This window comes from Micromonospora sp. URMC 103 (assembly GCF_051386435.1).
Lineage (GTDB): Bacteria > Actinomycetota > Actinomycetes > Mycobacteriales > Micromonosporaceae > Micromonospora.
On the sequence record NZ_JBPQTR010000006.1, the window covers coordinates 574,676 to 596,725 of the forward strand.

Annotated in this window: 23 protein-coding genes; 3 read left to right on the forward strand and 20 right to left on the reverse strand. The window is 71.4% G+C overall.

Annotated features, from left to right (window positions below):
- Nucleotides 1-144: 144 nt before the first annotated feature.
- Together ACSNOA_RS28905 and ACSNOA_RS28910 are read left to right on the forward strand one after the other, a co-directional pair.
- Nucleotides 145-6,009: a ThuA domain-containing protein gene (locus ACSNOA_RS28905; RefSeq protein ID WP_436662935.1), complete on the forward strand. Its 5,865-nt coding sequence runs from the start codon at nt 145-147 to the stop codon at nt 6,007-6,009.
- 71 nt (nt 6,010-6,080) lie between these two features.
- Complete coding sequence (locus tag ACSNOA_RS28910) at nt 6,081-6,611, forward strand: hypothetical protein (RefSeq protein ID WP_436662936.1); 531 nt, start codon at nt 6,081-6,083, stop codon at nt 6,609-6,611.
- A 74-nt stretch (nt 6,612-6,685) separates the two neighbouring features.
- Here ACSNOA_RS28910 and ACSNOA_RS28915 read toward each other — a convergent pair whose 3' ends face one another.
- The 4 genes from ACSNOA_RS28915 to ACSNOA_RS28930 form a co-directional block, all read right to left on the reverse strand.
- Nucleotides 6,686-7,630: an aldo/keto reductase gene (locus ACSNOA_RS28915; RefSeq protein ID WP_436663415.1), complete on the reverse strand. Its 945-nt coding sequence runs from the start codon at nt 7,628-7,630 to the stop codon at nt 6,686-6,688.
- 70 nt (nt 7,631-7,700) lie between these two features.
- The gene (locus ACSNOA_RS28920) at nt 7,701-7,892 is read right to left on the reverse strand and encodes a nucleotidyltransferase domain-containing protein (RefSeq protein WP_436662937.1); all 192 of its coding nucleotides are present in this window, start codon (nt 7,890-7,892) and stop codon (nt 7,701-7,703) included.
- Entirely contained in the window at nt 7,889-9,568 is a 1,680-nt protein-coding gene (locus ACSNOA_RS28925; RefSeq protein ID WP_436662938.1) for an ABC-F family ATP-binding cassette domain-containing protein, read from the reverse strand. The genes ACSNOA_RS28920 and ACSNOA_RS28925 overlap by 4 nt, the downstream gene beginning before the upstream one ends.
- Before the next feature lie 41 nt (nt 9,569-9,609).
- Nucleotides 9,610-10,215 carry a class I SAM-dependent methyltransferase gene (locus ACSNOA_RS28930; RefSeq protein WP_436662939.1) on the reverse strand — a complete coding sequence of 202 codons (606 nt, stop codon included), beginning with the start codon at nt 10,213-10,215 and terminating at the stop codon, nt 9,610-9,612.
- Between the two features lie 123 nt (nt 10,216-10,338).
- Here ACSNOA_RS28930 and ACSNOA_RS28935 point away from each other — a divergent pair, with 123 nt between their 5' ends.
- Complete coding sequence (locus ACSNOA_RS28935) at nt 10,339-11,445, forward strand: hypothetical protein (protein WP_436662940.1); 1,107 nt, start codon at nt 10,339-10,341, stop codon at nt 11,443-11,445.
- A 9-nt stretch (nt 11,446-11,454) separates the two neighbouring features.
- On the opposite strand, the gene truA is transcribed toward ACSNOA_RS28935, so the two are convergent.
- The 16 genes from truA to rplF form a co-directional block, all read right to left on the reverse strand.
- Nucleotides 11,455-12,285 carry a tRNA pseudouridine(38-40) synthase TruA gene (gene truA / locus ACSNOA_RS28940; protein WP_436662941.1) on the reverse strand — a complete coding sequence of 277 codons (831 nt, stop codon included), beginning with the start codon at nt 12,283-12,285 and terminating at the stop codon, nt 11,455-11,457.
- Nucleotides 12,286-12,351: 66 nt separating this feature from the next.
- Complete coding sequence (gene rplQ, locus ACSNOA_RS28945; RefSeq protein WP_436662942.1) at nt 12,352-12,930, reverse strand: 50S ribosomal protein L17; 579 nt, start codon at nt 12,928-12,930, stop codon at nt 12,352-12,354.
- 34 nt (nt 12,931-12,964) lie between these two features.
- Entirely contained in the window at nt 12,965-13,987 is a 1,023-nt protein-coding gene (locus ACSNOA_RS28950) for a DNA-directed RNA polymerase subunit alpha (protein WP_111134433.1), read from the reverse strand.
- Nucleotides 13,988-14,084: 97 nt separating this feature from the next.
- Nucleotides 14,085-14,711 carry a 30S ribosomal protein S4 gene (rpsD, locus tag ACSNOA_RS28955; RefSeq protein ID WP_436662943.1) on the reverse strand — a complete coding sequence of 209 codons (627 nt, stop codon included), beginning with the start codon at nt 14,709-14,711 and terminating at the stop codon, nt 14,085-14,087.
- A gap of 13 nt (nt 14,712-14,724) precedes the next feature.
- Nucleotides 14,725-15,132 (reverse strand): 30S ribosomal protein S11, encoded by a 408-nt coding sequence (gene rpsK / locus ACSNOA_RS28960; RefSeq protein WP_007073011.1) that lies wholly within the window; start codon nt 15,130-15,132, stop codon nt 14,725-14,727.
- Between the two features lie 119 nt (nt 15,133-15,251).
- Nucleotides 15,252-15,632 (reverse strand): 30S ribosomal protein S13, encoded by a 381-nt coding sequence (gene rpsM / locus ACSNOA_RS28965; RefSeq protein ID WP_120780902.1) that lies wholly within the window; start codon nt 15,630-15,632, stop codon nt 15,252-15,254.
- 268 nt (nt 15,633-15,900) lie between these two features.
- Complete coding sequence (gene rpmJ, locus ACSNOA_RS28970) at nt 15,901-16,014, reverse strand: 50S ribosomal protein L36 (RefSeq protein WP_043965539.1); 114 nt, start codon at nt 16,012-16,014, stop codon at nt 15,901-15,903.
- Between the two features lie 93 nt (nt 16,015-16,107).
- Nucleotides 16,108-16,329, reverse strand: a complete 222-nt coding sequence (infA, locus tag ACSNOA_RS28975; protein ID WP_007073013.1) for a translation initiation factor IF-1 — start codon at nt 16,327-16,329, stop codon at nt 16,108-16,110.
- Between the two features lie 351 nt (nt 16,330-16,680).
- A complete protein-coding gene (map, locus tag ACSNOA_RS28980) occupies nt 16,681-17,532 on the reverse strand; it encodes a type I methionyl aminopeptidase (RefSeq protein WP_436662944.1) in 852 nt (283 codons plus the stop codon).
- A gap of 89 nt (nt 17,533-17,621) precedes the next feature.
- Nucleotides 17,622-18,275, reverse strand: a complete 654-nt coding sequence (locus tag ACSNOA_RS28985; protein WP_436662945.1) for an adenylate kinase — start codon at nt 18,273-18,275, stop codon at nt 17,622-17,624.
- Nucleotides 18,276-19,604, reverse strand: coding sequence for a preprotein translocase subunit SecY (secY, locus tag ACSNOA_RS28990; protein ID WP_436662946.1), 1,329 nt, complete (start codon nt 19,602-19,604; stop codon nt 18,276-18,278). It lies immediately after the preceding gene.
- 233 nt (nt 19,605-19,837) lie between these two features.
- On the reverse strand, nt 19,838-20,281 hold the full coding sequence (gene rplO / locus ACSNOA_RS28995; RefSeq protein WP_436662947.1) for a 50S ribosomal protein L15: 444 nt from the start codon (nt 20,279-20,281) through the stop codon (nt 19,838-19,840).
- On the reverse strand, nt 20,281-20,463 hold the full coding sequence (gene rpmD, locus ACSNOA_RS29000; RefSeq protein WP_007073018.1) for a 50S ribosomal protein L30: 183 nt from the start codon (nt 20,461-20,463) through the stop codon (nt 20,281-20,283). Before rpmD ends, rplO begins: the two co-directional genes overlap by 1 nt.
- A complete protein-coding gene (gene rpsE, locus ACSNOA_RS29005; protein ID WP_120780907.1) occupies nt 20,463-21,077 on the reverse strand; it encodes a 30S ribosomal protein S5 in 615 nt (204 codons plus the stop codon). Before rpsE ends, rpmD begins: the two co-directional genes overlap by 1 nt.
- 33 nt (nt 21,078-21,110) lie before the next feature.
- Nucleotides 21,111-21,500, reverse strand: coding sequence for a 50S ribosomal protein L18 (gene rplR, locus ACSNOA_RS29010; RefSeq protein WP_436662948.1), 390 nt, complete (start codon nt 21,498-21,500; stop codon nt 21,111-21,113).
- Nucleotides 21,497-22,039 carry a 50S ribosomal protein L6 gene (rplF, locus tag ACSNOA_RS29015; protein WP_436662949.1) on the reverse strand — a complete coding sequence of 181 codons (543 nt, stop codon included), beginning with the start codon at nt 22,037-22,039 and terminating at the stop codon, nt 21,497-21,499. The genes rplR and rplF overlap by 4 nt, the downstream gene beginning before the upstream one ends.
- Between the last annotated feature and the right edge of the window lie 11 nt (nt 22,040-22,050).

The following is a 22,050-nucleotide window of genomic DNA, read 5'->3' on the forward strand; positions in this document are numbered from 1 at the left end:
GCATCCACCCGAATTAATTTGTTCAGCGATTCGACATAATCAAGGGTGTGAACGTCCTGGCCCGACGTCCACTCCCGTCCACCCGGGACGGTCTTCGGCGAGCCGGCCCCCGCGATCCCTGTCCACCGCGACATAGGAGGCGGCGTGTTCCGTCGTCGTGCCCGCATACCCGTCACCGCCACGTTTCTCTCCCTCGCCCTCGCCTCGACCGTCGTGTACGGCGCCCCGGCGCAGGCCGCTCCCGCCGCGCAGGCCGCTCCGGCCGCTGCGCCGGCCGGCGCGCGAGCGGCCCAGGCCGCCGCGGCCGCGACCCCGGTCACGCAGGCCGCGCCCAGGCCGGCCCGCGCCGACGACCCGTTCTCGGTCCTCGTCTTCTCGAAGACGGCCGGATTCCGGCACGACTCCATCCCGACCGGTATCGCGGCGATCCAGCAGCTCGGCGCGGCCAACGGCTTCACCGTCGACACCACCGAGGACGGCGGCGCGTTCACCGACGCGAACCTCGCGAAGTACCAGGCCGTGATCTGGCTCTCCACGACGGGCGACGTCCTCGACGCCGAGCAGCAGGCCGCCTTCGAGCGCTACGTCCGCGCCGGCGGCGGCTACGTCGGCATCCACGCGGCCTCGGACACCGAGTACAGCTGGGCCTGGTACGGCGACCTGGTGGGCGCGTACTTCGCCAGCCACCCGGCGCCCCAGCAGGCCACCGTCAAGGTCGAGGACCACGCGCACCCGGCCACCGCCGAGCTGCCGGACCGGTGGTCCCGGTTCGACGAGTGGTACAACTACCAGTCCAACCCGCGGCCCGACGTGCACGTGCTCGCGAGCCTCGACGAGACCAGCTACTCGGCGGGCGCCGGCGCCATGGGCGCCGACCACCCGATCGCGTGGTGCCAGGACTTCGACGGCGGCCGCTCCTGGTACACCGGGGGCGGGCACACCCGAGAGTCGTACGCGGAGCCGCAGTTCCTGGCCCACCTGCTCGGCGGCATCCGCACCGCCGCGGGCGTGGCGGACGCCGACTGCGGGGCCTCGAAGACCGCCAGCTTCGAGAAGGTCACGCTGGACAGCAACACCAGCAACCCCATGGAGCTGGACGTCGCACCGGACGGGCGCGTCTTCTACGTCGAGCGCGACGGCCGGGTGCAGATCGTGAAGCCGGACACCGGCAACACGGTGACCGCCGTCCGCCTGGACGTGTTCACCGGCAACGAGGACGGCCTCATCGGCATCCGGCTCGACCCGGACTTCGCCACGAACCACTGGGTCTACCTCTACTACGCCCCGAACGACGGGGTGGCGCGCAACCTGCTGTCCCGGTTCACGGTGACCGGCGACACCATCGACCCGGCCAGCGAGAAGCAGGTCCTGCGGGTCGACACGCAGCGGAACACCTGCTGCCACGCGGGCGGCAGCATGACGTTCGACAACGCGGGCAACCTCTACCTGGCGACCGGCGACAACACCAACCCGTTCGAGTCCGACGCGTTCACGCCCATCGACGAGCGGCCCGGCCGGCAGGACTTCGACGCGCAGCGCAGCGCGGGCAACACCAACGACCTGCGCGGCAAGGTGCTGCGGATCCACCCGGAGGACGACGGGACGTACACGGTTCCGGCCGGCAACCTCTTCCCGCCGGGCACCGCGAAGACCCGGCCGGAGATCTACGCCATGGGCTTCCGCAACCCGTTCCGGATCGGCACCGACCCGGCCACCGGCACCCTCTACGTCGGTGACTACGGGCCGGACGCCGGCGCGCCCAACCCGAACCGGGGCCCGGAGGGCACCGTCGAGTGGAACATCGTGGGCACGGCGGGCAACTACGGCTGGCCGTACTGCACCGGGGCGAACTACGCCTACAACGACTACCAGTTCCCGTCCGGGCCGAGCGGCGCGAAGTTCGACTGCGCGGCGCCGGTGAACGACTCGCCCAACAACACGGGCCTCACCCAGCTCCCGCCGGCCATCCCGGCCACCGTCGACTACGACTACGGCGGCAACCCCCGCTTCCCGGAGATCGGGGGCGGCGGCGCGCCGATGGGCGGCCCGGTCTACCGGTACGACGCCGACCTGGACTCGGACCGCAAGTGGCCCGCGTACTACGACGGCAAGGCGCTCTTCGGCGAGTGGAACCAGTCGAAGATGTACACGATGCAGGTGACCGGCGACGGCAAGTCCCTCGTGGACATCAACCAGATCCTCGCCGGCATGACTCTCATCCGGCCCATGGACTTCGAGTTCGGCCCCGACGGCGCGCTCTACCTCATCGAGTGGGGCAGCGGCTTCGGCGGCAACAACGACAACTCCGGCGTCTACCGGATCGACTACATCGCCGGCGACCGCGCCCCGATCGCGGTGGCCAGCGGCCAGCCGACGTCCGGGCCGGCGCCGCTCACCGTGTCGTTCTCCAGCGCCGGCTCGCGCGACCCGGACGGCGGCACGCTCACGTACGCCTGGGCCTTCGGTGACGGACAGACCTCCACCGAGGCCAACCCCACGCACACGTACGCCGAGGCCGGGACGTACACGGCGCAGCTCACCGTCACCAACCCGAAGGGTCGTACCGCGGTCGCCAACGTACCGGTCACGGTCGGCAACACGGCCCCGACGGTGACCATCGAGTTCCCGCCGGACGGCGGCTTCTTCGACTGGGGCGACCAGGTCCGCTACACGGTGAAGGTCACCGACCCGGAGGACGGCGAGATCGACTGCGATCGCGTCCAGCTCCAGGTGCTGCTCGGCCACGACGAGCACGCGCACCCGCTGGAGCAGCACACGGGCTGCACGGGCACGGTCCAGACGTCGCTCGCCTCCGGGCACGGCGCCGAGGCGAACGTGTTCAGCGTGTTCGAGGCGACCTACACCGACGAGGGCGGCACCGGCGGCGCCGGCCCGCTCACCGGCCGCGCCATCGAGCAGCTCCAGCCGAAGCGGAAGCAGGCCGAGTACTTCACGGCCACCGGCCGGGCGCCGGGCAGCACCGGCGGCGGCGACCCCGGCGTGCAGCGGGAGACGACCGGCGACACCGCCGGCGGCGGCCAGAACATCGGGTTCATCGAGGACGGCGACTGGTGGTCGGTCGCGCCCGCGAACCTCACCAACATCACCGAACTCCGGTTCCGGGTGGCGTCGGACGTGAACGGCGGGCGGATCGACGTCCACGCGGGCGCCGTCGACGGTCCGGTGGTCGCGCAGGCCACCGTGCCGGGCACCGGCGACTGGCAGACGTACACGGACGTGACGGCACCGGTCACCGGCGCCGCGAGCGGCTCGCTGTACTTCGTCGCCAAGGACCCGTCCGGTGGCGCCGGTTCGCTGATGAACGTCAACTGGATGGACTTCCTCGGCCGGGGCGTCACCGAGAACGCGCCACCGGTCGTGAGCGCCACCGCCACCCCGACCACCGGCACCGCGCCGCTCACGGTCGCCTTCGACGGCACGGCCACCGACGCCGAGGGGAACACCCCGCTGGCGTACGCCTGGGACTTCGGTGACGGCGGCACGGCATCCACCCTGGACGCCACCCACACCTACACCGGCCCGGGCACGTTCACGGCCACGCTCACCGTGACCGACAGCAAGGGCGCGAAGTCGTACACCACCGTCCCCGTACGGGTGGAGGCGCCCAACACGTCCTGCTTCGGGGCGCGCTCGGACGACTTCACCGGCAGCGCCCTCGACAAGACCCGGTGGACCAGCGTGGTCCGGGAGAACCAGCTCTACTCGGTCTCCGGTGGGGCGCTGCGGCTGCCCACCGCGGTCGGCGACCTCTACGGCGCACGCAACGACGCCACCAACCTGGTGCTCCAGCCGGCGCCGGGCGGCGCGTGGCAGGCGACCACCCGGGTCACCCTGCCGGTGACGACCAACTACCAGCAGGCCGGCCTGCTGGTGTACGGCGACGACGAGAACTACGCGAAGCTGGACCTGCTCTACTCGGGCAGCCGGCGGGTCGAGTTCATCCGGGAGACCGCCGGCGCGCCCCGCAACGAGGCCGCCGACAGCGTCGCCGCACCGGCCGGTGACACCCTGTACCTGCGGGTCACCAGCGACGGGACGAACCTGACCGCGGCCGTCTCGGCCGACGGGCAGACGTTCAGCCCGGTCGGCCGGGCCGCCGCGCTCGCCGGCATCACCAACCCGCGCATCGGGGTCTTCGCGCTCAACGGCGGCACCGACGCGCCGGTCGTGGAGGCGGCGTTCGACTGGTTCCAGGTCTCCCCGGACGAGCCGGCCGGGCCGGTCGAGCCGTCGGACGAGTTCACCGGCGACACGCTCGACAAGTGCCGGTGGAACGCGATCCTGCGGGAGGACGCCACGCGCTACCGGGTGACCGGCGGCGCGCTGCGGGTCGACGTGCCGAACGGCGACATCTACGGCACCGGCAACACCGGGCCGGCGAACTTCATCCTCCAGACCGCGCCGTCGGGCGACTGGACCCTGGAGACGAAGGTCGACGGGAGCCTGCTGAACGAGCAGTACCAGCAGGCGGGCCTCATCGTGCACGCCAACGACGACAACTACCTGAAGTTCGACTTCATCGCGGACAACCAACCCGGCCAGCCGGTGACGCGGCGGATCGAGTTCCGCAGCGAGATCGGCGGGACCGTGCAGAACCCGCAGCCCGAGGCCACGAACCTGACCGGCGCGGTGTGGCACCTGCGGCTGGCGCGCAGCGGTGACACGTTCACCGCGTCGTACTCGGCCGACGGGGCGACCTGGACGGCGTTGACGGCGCTCACCAACAGCGCGGTCGGCGCCACCCCGAAGGTGGGTCTGTTCACCCTCGGCGCAAACCAGACCGCGTCGAAGACCGCCGCGTTCGACTACTTCCGGCTTACGAAGGAGGCGGCCGACAAGACGGCGCCGGTGACGACCGCCGCGGTCTCCGGCACCCCGACCGAGGGGTGGCACACCGGCCCGGCGACGGTCACGCTGACGGCCGCCGACGAGGCGGGCGGCAGCGGGCTGGCCGGCACGGCGTACCAGCTCGACGGGGCGAGCACGTGGACCGACTACACGGGCCCGGTCCAGGTCACCGGCGACGGTGAGCACGAGCTGCGGTTCCGGTCGACGGACCGGGCCGGCAACGTGGAGCCGACGAAGACGGTCACCGTGAAGATCGACGCCACGGCGCCGGTCACCTCGGCGACGTTCGCGCCGGCCAACGACGAGGGCTGGCACGCCGGGACGGTCCCGGTCGTGCTGACCTCGACCGACGCCGGCTCCGGGGTGAAGGCGGTCGAGTGGTCGCTGGACGGCGGCGCCTGGACGCCGTACTCGGAACCCGTGGCGGTGACCGGTGACGGGCAGCACGAGCTGCTGTTCCGCGCCACCGACACCGCGGGCAACGCGGAGACGCTCAAGTCGGCGGTGCTGCGCATCGACGGCACGAAGCCGACGCTGCTGGTCTCCGGCCTCGCCGACGGCCAGCTCTACGGCGACAGCCAGGACGTCCGGGTGTCCTGGCAGGCGGTCGACCCGACCTCGGGCATCGCGTCCGTGACCGGCGCGCTGGACGGTCGGCCGTACGTGAGCGGCACCCTGCAGGCCATGTACGAGCTGCCGCTCGGCCTGCACGAGCTGACCGTCACGGCGACCGACAAGGCGGGCAACGAGACCACCTCCGCCGTCCGGTTCTTCGTGACCACCTCGTTCCGGGACATGCAGAACCTGCTGGACCGGTTCAAGGCGACCGGGCGGCTCTCCGCCAACGCGCACAAGCAGCTGACGGCCAAGCTCGACGCCGCCCGCAAGGCCGAGGCGTCGGGCAACGACAACAAGGCGGTCAAGCAGCTGACCGCGTTCCGCGACCTCGCGGCCAACGCCACCCTGGTGGCCGAGGCGGAGGTCCGGGACGTGCTGGTCCGCGACGCGGACGCCATGATCGTCCGGCTTGGCGGAACGGCCAGCAGGGCCGGCGTACGGGCGAACGACGGCGCGCCGGTCGACGGCGCCGGACGGCTGGGCGGCGACGCCACCCGGCTCGCGCCGGGCCGCCGGCTCTGATCCGACGGCGGCCCCTCCCGGCGCAGGTGCGCCGGGAGGGGCCGCCCCCTTTCGCAGTGAGGAGGCGTCCCGTGACGCGCATCCGCAAGGCCCTCGCCGCGCTGCTCGCCGGCCTGGTCCTGGCCCTACTCACGGCGGGTCCGGCCACCGCGCACACCGGCCGGCTCAGGCTCACCGTCGCCGGTGACGGGGCCGAGGGCGTCACCGTGCAGGCCCTCTACGCCGACGGGCACCGGCTCGACAAGCTGGTGCGGCTGACCCTCACCGCGACCGGCCCGGACGGGCAGCGGGTGGGGCCGCGGCAACTGGAACCGGCCGCCGAGGGGCAGGGCTTCTACGCCAGCGGGCCGCTCCTCTCCCCCGGCCGCTGGCGGGTCACGGTCACCGCACCGGCACCGCACACGGGTGAGGCGAGCGCCCAGGTCCAGGCGCGCGTCGCGCAGTCCCCGCCGCCGGCCGCGATGAGCGCGCCGTCACCCCGCGGCGCCGGCCGCGCCGACGACACCGGGAGCGGCCGGTGGTGGTTGGTGGGGCTCGCGGCCCTCATGCTCGCCGCCACCGCGGTGGCGGTGGTGCTGCAGGTCACCCGCCGCCGCGACTGAACGCGGGACACGCGTCGACCGCGTCGACCCGGCCTCGGCGGCTGGGTCCGCGCGGCCGCCGCGTCGTTCGTGCCTCAGAGGACGGCGCGCAGGGCGTCCAGGTCCTCGTCGGTGGGCTGCCAGGAACCGGCCGCCGCGTTGGCGCGCACCTGCTCCGGGGTGGTCGCGCCCGCGATCACCGACGTCACCGCCGGCTGGGCGGCCAGGCCGCCGATGGCCACCTGGAGCATGGTGAGGCCCCGCTCGTCCGCGTACCGGCCGATCGCCTCGATGGTGTCCCAGTCCGCCGCCGCGAAGCGGGCCGCGTACCGGCCACCGCCGGCGAGGCGGCTGCCCGCGGGCGGCGCCTCGTTCCGCCGGTACTTGCCGGTGAGCAGCCCGTTGGCCAGCGGGAAGAACGGCAGCAGGCCCAGGCCGAAGCGCTCGCACGCGGGCACCACCTCGGTCTCGACCGAGCGCTCGACGAGGCTGTAGTGGTTCTGGGCGCTGATGAACCGGGACCGGCCGTTGGACGACGCGACCCAGTCCGCGTCGGCGATCTGCCAGCCGGCGAAGTTCGAGTTGCCCAGGTAGCGCACCTTGCCGGCGCGGACCAGGTCGTCCAGCGCCGCGAGGGTCTCGTCGATCGGGGTGCCCGGGTCGGGTTCGTGCATCTGGTACAGGTCGATGTGATCGGTGCCGAGCCGGCGCAGCGACGCCTCGACGGCGCGGGCGATGTAACGCCGGGCGCCGCGAGCGCCAAAGTCCGGGCCGTTGAGCCCGTTCATGTCCATGCCGAACTTGGTGGCCACCACCACGTCGTCGCGGCGGCCCTTGAGCGCCTGCCCGAGCAGCTCCTCGGAGCTGCCCTGCGGCTCCCCGTAGATGTCCGCCGTGTCGAAGAAGTTGATCCCGACGTCCAGCGCGGCGTCGACGATCGCGCGCGTGCCGTCGAGGTCGAGCTGGCGGCCGACGTTGTTGCAGCCGATGCCGACCACGGACACCACGAGCCCGGAGTCGCCCAACCGGCGGTAGGTCATCTCAGTCACGAGATCAACCCTATGCCCGGGCGCGGGCCGTGCGCGCGGCAGCCGGCCGGTTACCCGTGCCTCAGCCGAGCACCTCGGCGCGCAGGCGCTCGGCATCCGCCAGCGCCGGCACGTCCAGCTCGCCCCGGTAGTACAGGCCCAGGTCCCAGTCGGAGTCCGGCCGATGCGCGTTCCGCGCCCGGCTGCCGCCCAGCGCCACGGCCACCACCCCCCGGACGGCGCAGAGCCGCCCGGCCAGCTCGGTGACGTTCACGCCACGTCCCACACGGGCTCGGGTGTCTCCACCACCTCGCCGTCGGACCGGAACAGCACGAACCGGTCGAAGGTACGGGTGAACCAGCGGTCGTGGGTCACGGCGATCACCGTGCCCTCGAACGCGTCGAGGCCGGCCTCGAGGGCTTCCGCACTCGCCAGGTCGAGGTTGTCCGTCGGCTCGTCGAGCAGCAGCAGGGTCGCGCCGGAGAGTTCCAGGAGCAGCACCAGGAACCGCGCCTGCTGCCCGCCGGAGAGGGTGCCGAACCGCTGGTCGCCCTGCCCCGCCAGCTCGTAGCGGGACAGCGCCGCCATGGCCGCGTGCCGGTCCATGCCGGCCCGGTGCTCGTCGCCCCGCCACAGGATCTCGACGAGCGTCTTCTCCATCAGCTCCGGCCGGTCGTGCGTCTGGGAGAAGTGCCCGGGCCGGACCCGGGCGCCGAGCCGGGCCACCCCGTCGTGCGCCACCGGCGCGAGCGTGAGCCCCGCGTCCACCGGGCCGTTCGCCGGGTCGGGGTCGCTGCCGCCGCGGGCCAGCAACCGCAGGAAGTGCGACTTGCCGGTGCCGTTCGCGCCGAGCACGGCCACCCGGTCGCCGTACCAGATCTCCAGGTCGAAGGGGTACGTGAGCCCGTCCAGCTCCAGCTGCTCGCACACGATCGCGCGTTTACCGGTGCGTCCGCCCGTCAGCCGCATCCGGATGTCCTGGTCCTTCGGCGGTACGGGCGGCGGTCCGGCCTCCTCGAACTTGCGCAGCCGCGTCTGGGCGGCCTGGTAGCGCGACGCCATCCCGTCGTTGTACGCGGCCTTCTGCTTGTACATCAGCATCAGCTCGCGCAGCTTCTGGTGCTCCTCGTCCCAGCGCCGGCGCAGCTCGTCGAGGCGCGCGTGCCGGGCCACCCGCGCCTCGTGCCAGCTCGCGAACCCGCCCGGGTGCACCCAGGCGCTGCCGCCCTCCACGGCGACCACCCGGTCGGCCGTACGCGCCAGCAGCTCCCGGTCGTGCGACACGTAGAGCACCGACTTCGTGGACTCGCGCAGCCGCCCCTCCAGCCACCGCTTGCCGGGCACGTCGAGGAAGTTGTCCGGCTCGTCGAGGAGCAGCACCTCGTCCGGCCCGCGGAGCAGCAGTTCCAGGGCGAAGCGTTTCTGCTGGCCGCCGGAGAGGGTCCGCACCGGACGCTCCCGGGCGGTCTCCCAGGGCAGGTCGAGCACGATGGTGGCCACGGTGTCGAAGAGGACCTCGGCGTCGTACCCGCCGGTCTCGCCCCAGGCCGCGAGCGCGTCCGCGTACGCGAGCTGCGCCTTGCCGGCCGCGGTGCTGAACTTGCCGCGCAGCTCGGCGGCCCGCATGGCCGCCTCGGTCTCGGCGAGGCGGTGGCCGGCGGCGCGCAGCGCGGGCGGGGCGAGCGACAGGGCCAGGTCGGCGAGCGTCGACTCGTCACCGATCATGCCGATGAACTGCCGCATGACACCGAGCCCGCCGGTGCGGGCGACGGTGCCCGTCTTCACGGGCAGATCGCCCGCGACCATCCGGAGCAGGGTGGTCTTGCCCGCGCCGTTCGGCCCGACGAGCGCCACCTTGGCGCCCTCACCGACCCGGAACGACACCTCGGTGAAGAGTTCCCGACCGTCGGGCAGGATGTGTCCCACCGCCGCCACGTCCACGTAACCCACGCGGGGATCCTGCCGCACCGCCGGCCGGGCGGTACATCCAATTACCGGCCGACCCGCAGCACCCGGTAGCCCTTCTGGCTGGCGTGCCGCTCGACCTGCCAGCCCTGGTCGACGAGCCAGCGGTGCAGCGAGTCGCCGCCGAGGTGGCGGGCGACCACCAGCCAGGCGACGCCCTCCGGGGTGAGCCGGGGCAGCCAGCGCCCGAGCAGCTCGTGCAGCTCGTCCTTGCCGATCCGGATGGGCGGGTTGGACCAGATCTGGGCGAACCGGACGTCGGCCGGTACGTCGTCGGGGGCGTGCACGCGTACCCGCTCCGCGGCGCCGACCCGGGCGGCGTTGGCGGTGGTCAGCTCGCGGGCGCGCTCGTTGACGTCGACGGCCCAGACGGTGGCCGCGGGGGCGTTCGTGGCCAGGACGCAGCTGATCGGACCGAAGCCACAGCCGAGGTCGAGCAGGTCGCCGGTGGTGTCCGCGGCGGGCAGCTGGGCCTTGCGCAGCAGCACGGCGGTGCCCGGGTCGAGCCGGTCGGCGGAGAAGACGCCGCCGGCCGAGGCGAGCGTGTAGTCGCGGTCGGCGACGGTGAACTCCACCTCGCGCCGGCGGGCTGCGGTCGCGGGTTCAGCGGTGAAGTAGTGGTCGCCGGTCACGCCGGCAATTCTCGCACCGTGCCGGGACTGCGGATCGACTGCCTCAGCATGGCTCGACGCCACTCGCGACACGATTTTGCATTATTACCACCTAAAGGGGCAATAACTCCTACTCTGGGCGACATGGTGTATCGGTACGAGTCCGATGAGGACGCTTTCGTGGAGCACCCGGAGCCCGGGTCCGACCTGTCCATGCTCGGCGCCGGTCCGCCACCACCGGCCGGGCCCTCCCCGTCCCGCTTCCCCACCCCGTCGCTGCCCCGGGCGACACGGATGGCCCTGCCCGCGCCCGAACCGGAGCCGCTGCGGGCCGCCGCGCCCGTGTCGCCCCCGCCGCCCGCCTACGCCTCGGCGCCGCCTCCCGCCTACGACCCGGCGCCGCCCCCGCCCACCGGTTACGACCCCGCGCCGGCGGCGGCCGCGCCGGCGCCCGTCCCGCGTTCCGGCGGCGGTCGACTGTGGCAGGTCCTGGTCGGCGGCGCGGCCGTACTCGTGCTGCTCGCGCTCTGCGGCCTCGGCGCCGCCGCGCTGCTCGCCGACCGCACCCCCGATCCGCAGCCCACACCGAGCTACCAGGCGGGAGCCGCGCCGTCGGCGCAGCCCGAGCGCGAGGACCTCGACTCCCGCGACACCGACCAGGCGCCGCTCACCGCCAAGGAACTCTTCGCCGGCAAGGAGCTGGCCGTGAACGACGGCCAGCCGGCGTACCAGGTGCTGAAGACGCAGTCGAGCGGCAGCTGCGCGGTCGCCGCCACCGACGAGGTCGCCGACCTGCTCGTCCGGCTCGGCTGCAGCCAGGTGGTCCGCGGCACGCTACGCGCGCCCGACGGCACCCACCTCGTGACCGCCGGCCTGTTCAACCTGACCGACAAGGTCAGCGCCGAGCGGGCCCGGGACCGGATCCGGCAGCTGCTCGACGAGCGGCAGGGCCGCTTCCGCGGCATGGAGGCCGGCGACGACACCGAGGCGATCGCCAGCGCGCCCGCCCGGGTGGGCTGGCAGGTCCGCGGCCACTACCTGGCGTACGCCGTGGTGGCGCGCACCGACGGCGAGACGATCAAGTCCGGCGACCCGGCGGTACGGGAGATCCTCTTCGACATCATCGAGCTGCACCTCAACCGCGGTGTGCTCCAGCGACGCGCCGACGGCGGCACGGCGAGCCAGCCCACGGCCGGTCCGTCGGCCACGACGGGAACCCAGGACGGGGCCTCGGAGATCCCCGGCGACTGACGACCGGGGTCAGGCCTCGGCGGGCACCCGCAGGCGGCGGGTGGCCTCGGCGCGGCGGGCGTACTCGGCGGGGTCGTCCGGGTAGCCCACCGCCACCAGGGTCAGCCCGTGCGCGGGCGCCACGGTGACGTCGCCGGACCGCTCGCGACGGCTCAACAGGCTGGCCGGCCACTCGACCGGGCGCCGCCCCTCGCCTGCCACCAGCATGGCCCCGACGAGGCTCCGGACCATCGCCTGGCAGAACGCGTCCGCCTGCACGGTGGCCACCAGCACGCCGTCCGGCTCGCGCCGCCAGTCCAGGCGGGTCACCTCGCGCAGCGTGGTGGCGTTCTCCTTGCGGCGGCAGTACGCCGCGAAGTCGTGCTCCCCCACCAGGCCGGCCGCCGCGCCGTTCAGCGCGTCGAGGTCGAGCGGCCTCGGCCAGGCCAGGATCTCGTGCCGGCGCAGCGGGTCCGCGCCGTACGGGGCGTCGGTCACCCGGTACTCGTACCGCCGGAACGTGGCCGAGAAGCGGGCGTCGAACTCCGCCGGCACCGCGGTGACCGCCCGGACCCGGACGTCGGTGGGGAGCAGCCGGGCCAGCCGGCGCAGCAGCGTGGCCTCCCGCTCCCGCCACACCGCCGCCGGCAGGTCGACGTGACAGACCTGGCCGGTGGCGTGCACGCCGGCGTCCGTACGCCCCGCCACGGTCAGCCCGGACGCGGTGCCGGCGCCCAGCAGCAGGTCGAGCGCCTCGACGAACACGCCGGCCACGGTACGGCGGTCCGGCTGGACCGCCCAGCCCGAGAAGCCGGTCCCGTCGTACGACACGTCCAGCCGCAGCCGGGTCAGCTCGTCCACCTCGTACCTCCCGTTATGGATCGGGCCCGGCACCCACGAGGGGTGCCGGGCCCGACAAGGCCGTGATCAGGCCTTGTTCTCCTTGTCCGCGCTGTTCTCCTCGGTGGCGAGGTCGCTGTCCTCGCGCGCCTCGGCGGTGTCACCGGACGCCGACACCGGCGGCTCGGCGTCCTGGTCGGCGGACCCGGACCGCGGAGTCTCCTCCTCGGGCGCGAGCGCCTCGACCTTGTCCTGCTGCGCGGCCTTGCGGGCGGCGGTCTTCTTGTTCGCCCGCGGCTCGGCGACCTGCAGCTCCTCGACCAGCTCGATGATCGCCATCGGCGCGGCGTCGCCCTTGCGCGGACCGGTCTTCACGATCCGGGTGTAGCCACCGTTGCGGTTGGCGTACCGCGGCGCGATCTGGTCGAACAGGGCGTAGACCACGTCCTTGTCCTTGACGACGGCGAGCACCCGACGCCGGGCGGCCAGGTCACCGCGCTTGGCCTTGGTGATCAGCTGCTCCGCGAGCGGGCGCAGCCGCCGGGCCTTGGTCTCGGTGGTCTGGATCTTGCCGTGCTGGAACAGCGACGTGGCCAGGTTGGCCAGCATCAACCGCTCGTGCGCGGGGCTGCCGCCGAGGCGGGGACCCTTGGTGGGCGTGGGCATTCTCGGTGCTCCTCAGATGTGGCGGCAGCGCGGTCTAGAGCTGCTCGGTCTCGCGGTAGTCGTCGGTGTCGTAGTCGGCCTCACCGAAGGCGTCCACGACGTGCGCCGGGTCGAAGTTCGGAGCCGAGTCCTTCAGCCCGAGACCCATCCCGGCGAGCTTCATCTTGACCTCGTCGATCGACTTCTGGCCGAAGTTGCGGATGTCGAGGAGGTCGGCCTCGGTACGCCCGATGAGCTCACCAACGGTGTTGATGCCCTCGCGCTTGAGGCAGTTGTAGGAGCGGACGGTGAGGTCCAGCTCCTCGATCGGCAGGGCCAGGTCCGCCGCCAGCTGGGCGTCCTGCGGGGACGGCCCGATGTCGATGCCCTCGGCGGTCTCGTCCAGCTCCCGGGCCAGCCCGAACAGCTCGACGAGCGTCGAACCGGCGGAGGCCAGCGCGGTGCGCGGACCCATCGACGGCTTGGTCTCGACGTCGATGATCAGCCGGTCGAAGTCCGTCCGCTGCTCGACACGGGTCGCCTCGACGCGGTAGGTGACCTTCAGCACCGGCGAGTAGATCGAGTCGACCGGGATCCGGCCGATCTCGGCGCCAGCCTGCTTGTTCTGCGCCGCCGTGACGTAGCCCCGGCCCCGCTCGACGGTCAGCTCCATGTCGAGCCGGCCCTTGCCGTTGAGGGTCGCGAGCTTCAGGTCCGGGTTGTGCACCGAGACGCCGGCCGGCGGCTGGATGTCCCCGGCCGTCACGTCGCCCGGGCCCTGCTTGCGCAGGTACATGCTGACCGGCTCGTCGTGCTCGGAGCTGACGCACAGCTCCTTGATGTTCATGACGAGCTCGACCACGTCCTCCTTGACCCCGGGGATCGTGGTGAACTCGTGCAGCACACCGTCGATCTTGATCGAGGTCACGGCCGCACCCGGGATCGACGACAGCAGCGTGCGCCGCAGCGAGTTGCCGAGGGTGTAGCCGAAGCCCGGCTCCAGCGGCTCGATGGTGAACCGGGACCGGGTCTCGTTGATCGACTCCTCGGAGAGGGTCGGTCGCTGGCTGATGAGCATGTCTTCTCTTCTCTTCCGGGGCGCCCGCCATATGACGCCCACGACACAAACTGTTCCGGTGGCCCGCCCCCGTGAGGGCGGGCCACCGCAACGAGCCCTACTTGGAGTAGAGCTCGACGATCAGCTGCTCCTGCACCTGGGTGTCGATCACCTGGCGGCTCGGGAGCGAGTGCACGAGGATCTTCATCTGGCTCGGGATGGGCTCGAGCCACGCCGGAACCGACCGCGAACCGGCCTGAGCCTGCGCCACCAGGAACGGGGTGAGCTGCTTGCTCTTCTCCCGGACCTCGATGATGTCGTGCTCCTTGACCCGGTACGACGGGATGTCGACCTTCTTGCCGTTCACGGTGAAGTGACCGTGCTTGACCAACTGACGGGCCATGTCCCGGGAACCGGCGTAGCCGGCCCGGTAGACCACGTTGTCCAGCCGCGACTCGAGGATCTGCAGGAGGACCTCACCGGTCTTGGCCTGCTTGGCCACGGCCTCCTCGTAGTAGCCGCGGAACTGCTTCTCCAGCACGCCGTAGACGCGGCGGGCCTTCTGCTTCTCGCGGAGCTGGAGCAGGTACTCCGTCTCCTTCGTCCGACCGCGGCCGTGCTGCCCGGGCGGGAACGGCCGGGACTCGAACGGGCACTTCGGACCATCGCACTTGCTGCCCTTGAGGAACAGCTTCATCTTCTCCCGCCGGCAACGGCGGCAGTCAGCACCGGTGTAACGAGCCATCTCTCTCTACCTCTCAGACCCGGCGACGCTTCGGCGGACGGCACCCGTTGTGCGGCTGCGGCGTGACGTCGGAGATCTGACCGACCTCGAGGCCGACGGCCTGCAGCGAACGGATGGCGGTCTCCCGGCCGGAGCCGGGGCCCTTGACGAACACGTCGACCTTGCGCATGCCGTGCTCCATCGCCCGGCGCGCGGCGGCCTCGGCGGCCAGCTGCGCGGCGAACGGGGTCGACTTGCGGGAGCCCTTGAAGCCCACCTGGCCCGCGGAGGCCCAGGAGATGACCGCACCGGTCGGGTCCGTGATGGACACGATGGTGTTGTTGAAGGTGCTCTTGATGTGCGCCTGCCCGTGGGCGACGTTCTTGCGTTCCTTGCGCCGGACCTTCTTGACTGCGGCTCCGGCACGAGCCTTCGGTGGCATAAGTCTTGTGCGCTCCTGTTTCGGTTTCCGATCGGGATCCGGTCCCCCGTCCGCGGGCGTCGACCCGGGTGGGTGCCCGCGTCAGCACGACGGCGACGGGCCGGACCTCCGGTGGGGAACTACTTCTTGCCGGGCTTCTTCTTGCCGGCGACGGTCCGCTTCGGGCCCTTGCGGGTGCGGGCGTTGGTACGCGTCCGCTGGCCACGCACGGGCAGGCCCCGGCGGTGCCGGATACCGGCGTAGGAGCCGATCTCGACCTTGCGGCGGATGTCCGCGGCGACCTCGCGGCGCAGGTCGCCTTCAACCTTGTAGTTGGCCTCGATGTGGTCCCGGAGCTGCACGAGCTCCTCGTCCGTGAGGTCCCGGGCGCGCTTGTCCGGCGAGATGCCGGTGGCGGCGAGCGTCTCCAGAGCGCGGGTGCGACCCACGCCGAAGATGTAGGTGAGCGCGATCTCCATCCGCTTCTCGCGGGGGAGGTCGACGCCGACTAGACGTGCCATGTGCGGGCGTGCTCCTCGTGGTGTTGACGGAGGTCTGCACCCGTCCCACCCCGCTCCGACCCTCTCCTGCCTCCGGCGCGATCCGCGCCGGCGACCGGGAGACGGCCGCTGCCCGAGCGGGCCCCGGCCTCCGACCGGGGGTCAGCTACGAGGGAGTACGCCTGACGCGTACCGCTCGCGGCTGGGACGAGCATGTGTGGTGTGTGTTGTCCGGATCTGCGGCCCGGGTGAGGACCTCACCGACCGCTGACGCGGCCGGGGTGAGGGCTCAGCCCTGGCGCTGCTTGTGGCGCGGGTCGCTGCAGATGACCATGACCCGGCCGTGCCGACGGATCACCCGGCACTTGTTGCAGATCCTCTTGACGCTCGGCTTGACCTTCACGGTTGCCTTACTTCCCATCAGGGCCCGGTGACGCGCCAGGCGCGACCTCGGACGTCGAAGACGGACACGGGGACGTCCCGGCCGTCGTCAGGACTACTTGTAGCGGTAGACGATGCGCCCGCGGGTCAGGTCGTACGGCGAGAGCTCGACGACGACCCGATCCTCCGGCAGGATGCGGATGTAGTGCTGCCGCATCTTGCCGCTGATGTGAGCCAGCACCTTGTGGCCGTTCGCGAGCTCCACCCGGAACATGGCGTTCGGCAGGGGCTCGATGACCCGACCTTCGATCTCGATGGCTCCGTCTTTTTTCGGCATGTCCTCCGCTGTCCTGACGTCGGTTGCTCCGGACGGCCCACAACGTCTTACACGGGTGAACTGATCGAGATCAGGTAGCCCGCGCCAGCCGCGGCTCCAGCCCCATCGAAGCGCGGATGGGCATGCCGGAGTGGACGCTGTGCGCCGATCAGAAAGTGTACGCCCGCACGCACCCCGCCGCCAAACCGGCCACCTGCGCGTTCCGCGTACGGGGGATCCCCGTCCCCTGCTCACCCCCTCCCGAGCCCCGGTGATCAAGAGGTTCGCGTCAGGATCCGGCCCCGGAATGAGGCGAAGCTCTTGATCAAACCGGCAGGCGTCGGGGTGGTGGGACGGGAGAGGGCCCTGAGGTCAGGGGGTCGGGGAGTCGGCGGGTTGGCGGGCGGTGACCAGGTCGCCCAGACGGGCGCGCCCGCCGTCCTCGGCCGTGAGCACCCACACCCCGTCGGGAAGCAGCGCCATCGTGTGCTCGACGTGTGCGGCCACCGAGCCGTCCCGGGTCACCACCGTCCAGCCGTCGGCCAGCTCCGCGGTGCGGGGCGAGCCCATGGTGATCATCGGCTCGATGGCGAGCGCCATGCCCGGCACCAGGCGCGGGCCCTTGCCCGGCCGCCCGTGGTTCAGCACGTGCGGGTCCTGGTGCATCTCGGTGCCGATGCCGTGTCCGCCGTACCCGTCGACGATGCCGTACCGGCCGGCGCGGCGGACCGCGTCCTCGACCGCGTGGGAGATGTCGGTCAGCCGGCCCCGGCCGCTCGCCGCCCCCCGGGCCGCCGCGGCGATCCCGGCCCACATGGCGTCCTCGGCCGCCGCCGCCATCTTCAGCAGCGCCGGGTCCACGTCGCCGACCCCCACCGTGATCGCCGAGTCGCCGTGCCAGCCGTCGAGCACGGCACCGCAGTCGATCGAGATGAGGTCGCCGTCGCGCAGCACCTGCGTGGGCGCCGGGATGGCGTGCACGACCTGCGCGTTGACCGACGAGCAGATCGAGGCCGGGTAGCCGTGGTAGCCCTTGAACGACGGCACCGCCCCCGCCGCCCGGATCGTCGACTCGGCGATGGCGTCCAGGTCGGCCGTGCTGACCCCTGGCGCCACGGCCTCCCGCATCCGACGCAGGGCGTCGGCGACCACCAGGCCGGCCGCCCGCATCTTCTCGATCTGCTCGGGGGTCTTCAGCTGGATGTCCAGCTGGGGACGACGCATGAAGCCGTTACCTTTCCTTGCCGAAACAGCGGGGCACGCCGAACGTACCCCGCTGTTCGCACTCTATCCGCCGGGAGGCCGGCGGGACCTCAGCCGCCGTACGACCGCAGGGCGTCGATGGCGCGGACGGTGACGTCCTCCACCGGGCCCGTCGCGTCGATCCCGACCAGCTTGCCCTGGGCGCCGTAGTAGTCGACCAGCGGCGCGGTCTTCTCGGCGTACTCCCGGAGCCGGGTGGCGATCGTCTCCGGCTTGTCGTCGTCGCGCTGGAACAGCTCGGCGCCACACCGGTCGCAGATGCCGTCGCGGGTCGTGGCGTCGAACTCGACGTGCCAGATCTTGCCGCAGCCCCGGCAGGTGCGCCGGCCGGAGAGCCGCCGGATCACCTCGTCGTCGTCGACCACCAGCTCGAGCACCACGTCCAGGGCGGTGCCCAGGTCGGCGAGGAGCTTGTCGAGCGCGGCCGCCTGCGGCGTGGTGCGCGGGAAGCCGTCGAGGAGGAAACCCTCGCTGGCGTCCGGCTCGGCGAGCCGGTCCCGGACCATGTTGATGGTGACCTCGTCGGGCACCAGCTCACCGGCGTCCATGTAGCGCTTGGCCTCGACGCCCAGCGGCGTGCCCTGCGAGACGTTCGACCGGAAGATGTCACCGGTCGAGATCTTCGGCACCGCGAGGTGGGCGGCGATGAACTCGGCCTGTGTGCCCTTACCCGCGCCCGGCGGGCCAACCAGAACGAGTCTCATCTACCGCAGGAACCCTTCGTAGTTCCGCTGCATCAGTTGACTCTCGATCTGCTTCACGGTCTCCAGACCGACGCCGACCATGATCAGCACAGCGGTGCCGCCGAACGGGAAGTTCTGGTACTGCTGGTTGTCCAGCCAGATGAAGAAGAAGTTCGGCAGGATCGACACGATGCCCAGGTAGAGCGCGCCCGGCAGGGTGATCCGGCTCAGGATGAAGTCGAGGTAGTCGGCCGTCGGCTTGCCCGGGCGGATACCCGGCACGAACCCGCCGTACTTCTTCATGTTGTCCGCGACCTCGGTCGGGTTGAACGTGATCGAGACGTAGAAGTACGTGAAGAAGATGATCAGCAGGAAGTAGACCGTGATGTAGATCGGGCTGTCCGGCGCCACCAGGTTGTTCTGGATCCAGGCCTGGGTCTTGCCCGGGTTGTTCTGGTCGAAGAACTGCAGGGCCAGCTGCGGCAGGTAGAGCAGCGACGAGCCGAAGATGACCGGGATGACGCCCGCCTGGTTGACCTTGAGCGGGATGTAGGTCGAGGTGCCGCCGTACATCCGCCGGCCGATCATGCGCTTGGCGTACTGCACCGGGATGCGGCGCTGCGCCTGCTCGATGAACGTGACCGCGGTGATGACGACCAGGACCAGGGCGATGACCAGGAAGAACTTCCACCAGCCCTGGGTGTTCTTGATCGACCAGCCCTCGCCGGGGAGGCGGGCGGCGATCGAGGTGAAGATCAGGACGGACATGCCGTTGCCGACGCCGCGGTCGGTGATCAACTCGCCGAGCCACATGACCACACCGGTGCCCGCGGTCATCGTCATGACGAGGATGCCCAGCGTCAGCCAGTCGGGGATGCCGGTGCCCTCGGGGATGATCGGGAACTGGTCGCAGCGGTTCTGGAACAGCTGCCCGGAGCGGGCCAGCGCCACGAACGCCGACGCCTGGAGGACACCGAGACCGAGGGTCAGGTAGCGGGTGTACTGGGTGATCTTGGCCTGGCCGGCCTGGCCCTCCTTGCGGAGCTGCTCGAGCCGCGGGATCACCACGGTCAGCAGCTGCAGGATGATCGACGCGGTGATGTAGGGCATGATGCCCAGCGCGAAGACCGAGAGCTGCAGCAGCGCCCCGCCGGAGAACAGGTTGAGCAGGTTCAGCACCCCGGTCGTGTCCCCCTGGAGGGTGTCGAGGCACTTCTGCACGTTGCCGTACGAGACGCCCGGGCTGGGCAGCGTGGCGCCGAGCCGGTAGATCGCGATGATGCCGACTGTGAACAGCAGCTTCTTGCGCAGGTCAGGCGTACGGAACGCACTGAGAAAGGCGGACAGCAACTTCTTCCTCCTGCGCGAGGCGGGCCGCCGGTTGTCCCTGGCGGATCGGGGTGGGTGCCGGGCGAGTGCCCGATATCCATGGCTGGGAAGGGACTCTAACAGCCCGATCCCTCTCCGGGCAGATGTCCCCGGCTACATAAACCGCTTCCGATGTTACTTGGCGCACATGTCCCAGGTAGACACGGCGCCCGTCCAGTTGCTCACAACCGGACGGGCGCCGTGGTCCGTACCACTTACAGCTCGGTGACCGAGCCGCCGGCGGCGGCGATCTTCTCCTTGGCCGACGCGCTGAACGCGTGCGCCGACACCTGGAGCGTCACCCCACCGAGGTCCCCGGTGCCGAGAACCTTCACCGGCTGGCCCTTGCGGACCGCGCCCGCGTCGACCAGCTCCTGCGGGCCGACCTGACCGCCGTTCGGGAACAGCTCGGCGAGCCGGTCCAGGTTGACCACCTGGAAGGTCACCTTGAACTTGTTCTTGAAGCCCTTCAGCTTCGGCAGGCGCATGTGGATGGGCATCTGCCCACCCTCGAACGCCGCCGGGATGTTCTTCCGGGCCTTCGAACCCTTGGTACCGCGACCGGCGGTCTTGCCCTTGGAGCCCTCACCGCGACCCACACGGGTCTTCGCGGTCTTGGCCCCCGGCGCCGGGCGCAGGTGGTGGACCTTGATCGTCATTACTCGACCTCCTCGACCTTCACGAGGTGGTTCACAGCGAAGATCATGCCGCGGATCTCGGGCCGGTCCTCCTTGACCACCACGTCGTTGATCCGCTTGAGACCGAGCGACCGCAGCGAGTCACGCTGGTTCTGCTTGGTCCCGATCTCGGACCGGACCTGGGTGACCTTCAGGCGTGCCATCAGGAAGCCACCCCCGCCCGCGACGCGAGCATGGCGGCCGGCGCGACGTCCTCCACCGGCAGGCCACGACGGGCGGCAACGGCCTCCGGCGACTCCAGCGCCTTCAGCGCCGCGACGGTGGCGTGCACGATGTTGATCGGGTTCGACGAGCCGAGGCTCTTGGAGAGCACGTCGTGGATGCCCGCGCATTCCAGCACGGCACGCACCGGCCCACCGGCGATGACACCCGTACCGGCCGAGGCCGGCTTGAGCAGCACCACGCCCGCGGCGTCCTCGCCCTGCACCGGGTGCGGGATCGACTGGCCGATCCGCGGCACCTTGAAGAAGTGCTTCTTGGCCTCCTCGACGCCCTTGGCGATCGCCGCGGGCACCTCCTTGGCCTTTCCGTAGCCCACGCCGACCGTGCCGTCGCCGTCGCCCACGATCACCAGGGCGGTGAAGCTGAAGCGACGACCACCCTTCACGACCTTGGCGACGCGGTTGATCGCGACGACCCGCTCGAGGTGCGGGGTCTTCTCGACGGGCGCGTTTCCGCGGCCGCCCTCACGGCGGTTGTCGCGGCGACCACCCTCGTTGCCACCGGACCCGCCGCCACGGCGCTGTTGACCTGGCATCAGCAGCCTTCCTTCTCTCTCGTGACGGGGTTACTAGAACTCGAGCCCGGCTTCGCGGGCGGCGTCGGCAAGCGCGGCGACCCGCCCCGCGTACCGGTTGCCACCGCGGTCGAAGACGACCTTGGAGACGCCGGCGGCCTTCGCCCGCTCGGCGAGCAGGGCGCCCACCTTGCCGGCGAGGGCGCTCTTGTCGCCCTCGGCGCCGCGCAGCGAGGCCTCCATCGTCGACGCCGACGCCAGGGTGTGACCCTTGGTGTCGTCGACGATCTGGGCGACGATGTGCCGCAGCGAACGGGTGACGACCAGACGCGGACGCTCGGCCGTACCACTGACGTTCTTGCGGACCCGGAAGTGCCGGCGCGCCCGCCCGACGGCGCGCTTGGCGGCGACGCCGCGGCGGCGCTTGAGCAGCGTGGCGCTCACTTCTTACCTGCCTTTCCGGCCTTGCGACGAATTACCTCGCCCTGGTACTTGATGCCCTTGCCCTTGTAGGGCTCCGGCGGGCGGATCTTCCGGATGTTCGCGGCGATCTCACCGACCTGCTGCTTGTCGATACCGGCGATGTGGAACAGCGTCGGCCGCTCCACCGTGAAGGTGATGCCCTCCGGCGCGGCCACCGTGACCGGGTGGGAGAACCCGAGCGCGAACTCCAGGTCCTTGCCCTTGGCGGTGACGCGGTAACCGGTGCCGGCGATCTCCAGGCTCTTCCGGTACCCCTCGGTGACGCCGACGATCATGTTGGCGACCAGGGTACGGCTGAGGCCGTGCAGCTCCTTGGCCTTCCGCTCGTCGTTGGGGCGGTTGACGCTCAGCTGACCGTCCTCGCCCCGCTCGACGGTGATCGGCTCGGCCAGGGTGTGCGACAGCTCGCCCTTCGGGCCCTTCACCTTGACGGTCTGACCGTCGATCGTGATGTCGACGCCGGCTGGCACCGGGATCGACTTACGTCCAATACGCGACATTTCTACCTGTC

Bases quoted from the DNA above. Each gene is read 5' to 3' on its own strand.
- rplQ (WP_436662942.1), bottom strand. From the start codon at position 12,930: ATGCCCACGCCCACCAAGGGTCCCCGCCTCGGCGGCAGCCCCGCGCAC.
- rpsE (WP_120780907.1), bottom strand. From the start codon at position 21,077: ATGCCAGGTCAACAGCGCCGTGGCGGCGGGTCCGGTGGCAACGAGGGT.
- rpsK (WP_007073011.1), bottom strand. From the start codon at position 15,132: ATGCCACCGAAGGCTCGTGCCGGAGCCGCAGTCAAGAAGGTCCGGCGC.
- rpsD (WP_436662943.1), bottom strand. From the start codon at position 14,711: ATGGCTCGTTACACCGGTGCTGACTGCCGCCGTTGCCGGCGGGAGAAG.
- rpsM (WP_120780902.1), bottom strand. From the start codon at position 15,632: ATGGCACGTCTAGTCGGCGTCGACCTCCCCCGCGAGAAGCGGATGGAG.
- infA (WP_007073013.1), bottom strand. From the start codon at position 16,329: ATGCCGAAAAAAGACGGAGCCATCGAGATCGAAGGTCGGGTCATCGAG.
- map (WP_436662944.1), bottom strand. From the start codon at position 17,532: ATGCGTCGTCCCCAGCTGGACATCCAGCTGAAGACCCCCGAGCAGATC.
- ACSNOA_RS28985 (WP_436662945.1), bottom strand. From the start codon at position 18,275: ATGAGACTCGTTCTGGTTGGCCCGCCGGGCGCGGGTAAGGGCACACAG.
- rplO (WP_436662947.1), bottom strand. From the start codon at position 20,281: ATGACGATCAAGGTCCACCACCTGCGCCCGGCGCCGGGGGCCAAGACC.
- ACSNOA_RS28915 (WP_436663415.1), bottom strand. From the start codon at position 7,630: ATGACCTACCGCCGGTTGGGCGACTCCGGGCTCGTGGTGTCCGTGGTC.
- rpmD (WP_007073018.1), bottom strand. From the start codon at position 20,463: ATGGCACGCCTGAAGGTCACCCAGGTCCGGTCCGAGATCGGGACCAAG.
- ACSNOA_RS28935 (WP_436662940.1), top strand. From the start codon at position 10,339: ATGGTGTATCGGTACGAGTCCGATGAGGACGCTTTCGTGGAGCACCCG.
- ACSNOA_RS28950 (WP_111134433.1), bottom strand. From the start codon at position 13,987: ATGCTCATCAGCCAGCGACCGACCCTCTCCGAGGAGTCGATCAACGAG.
- rplF (WP_436662949.1), bottom strand. From the start codon at position 22,039: ATGTCGCGTATTGGACGTAAGTCGATCCCGGTGCCAGCCGGCGTCGAC.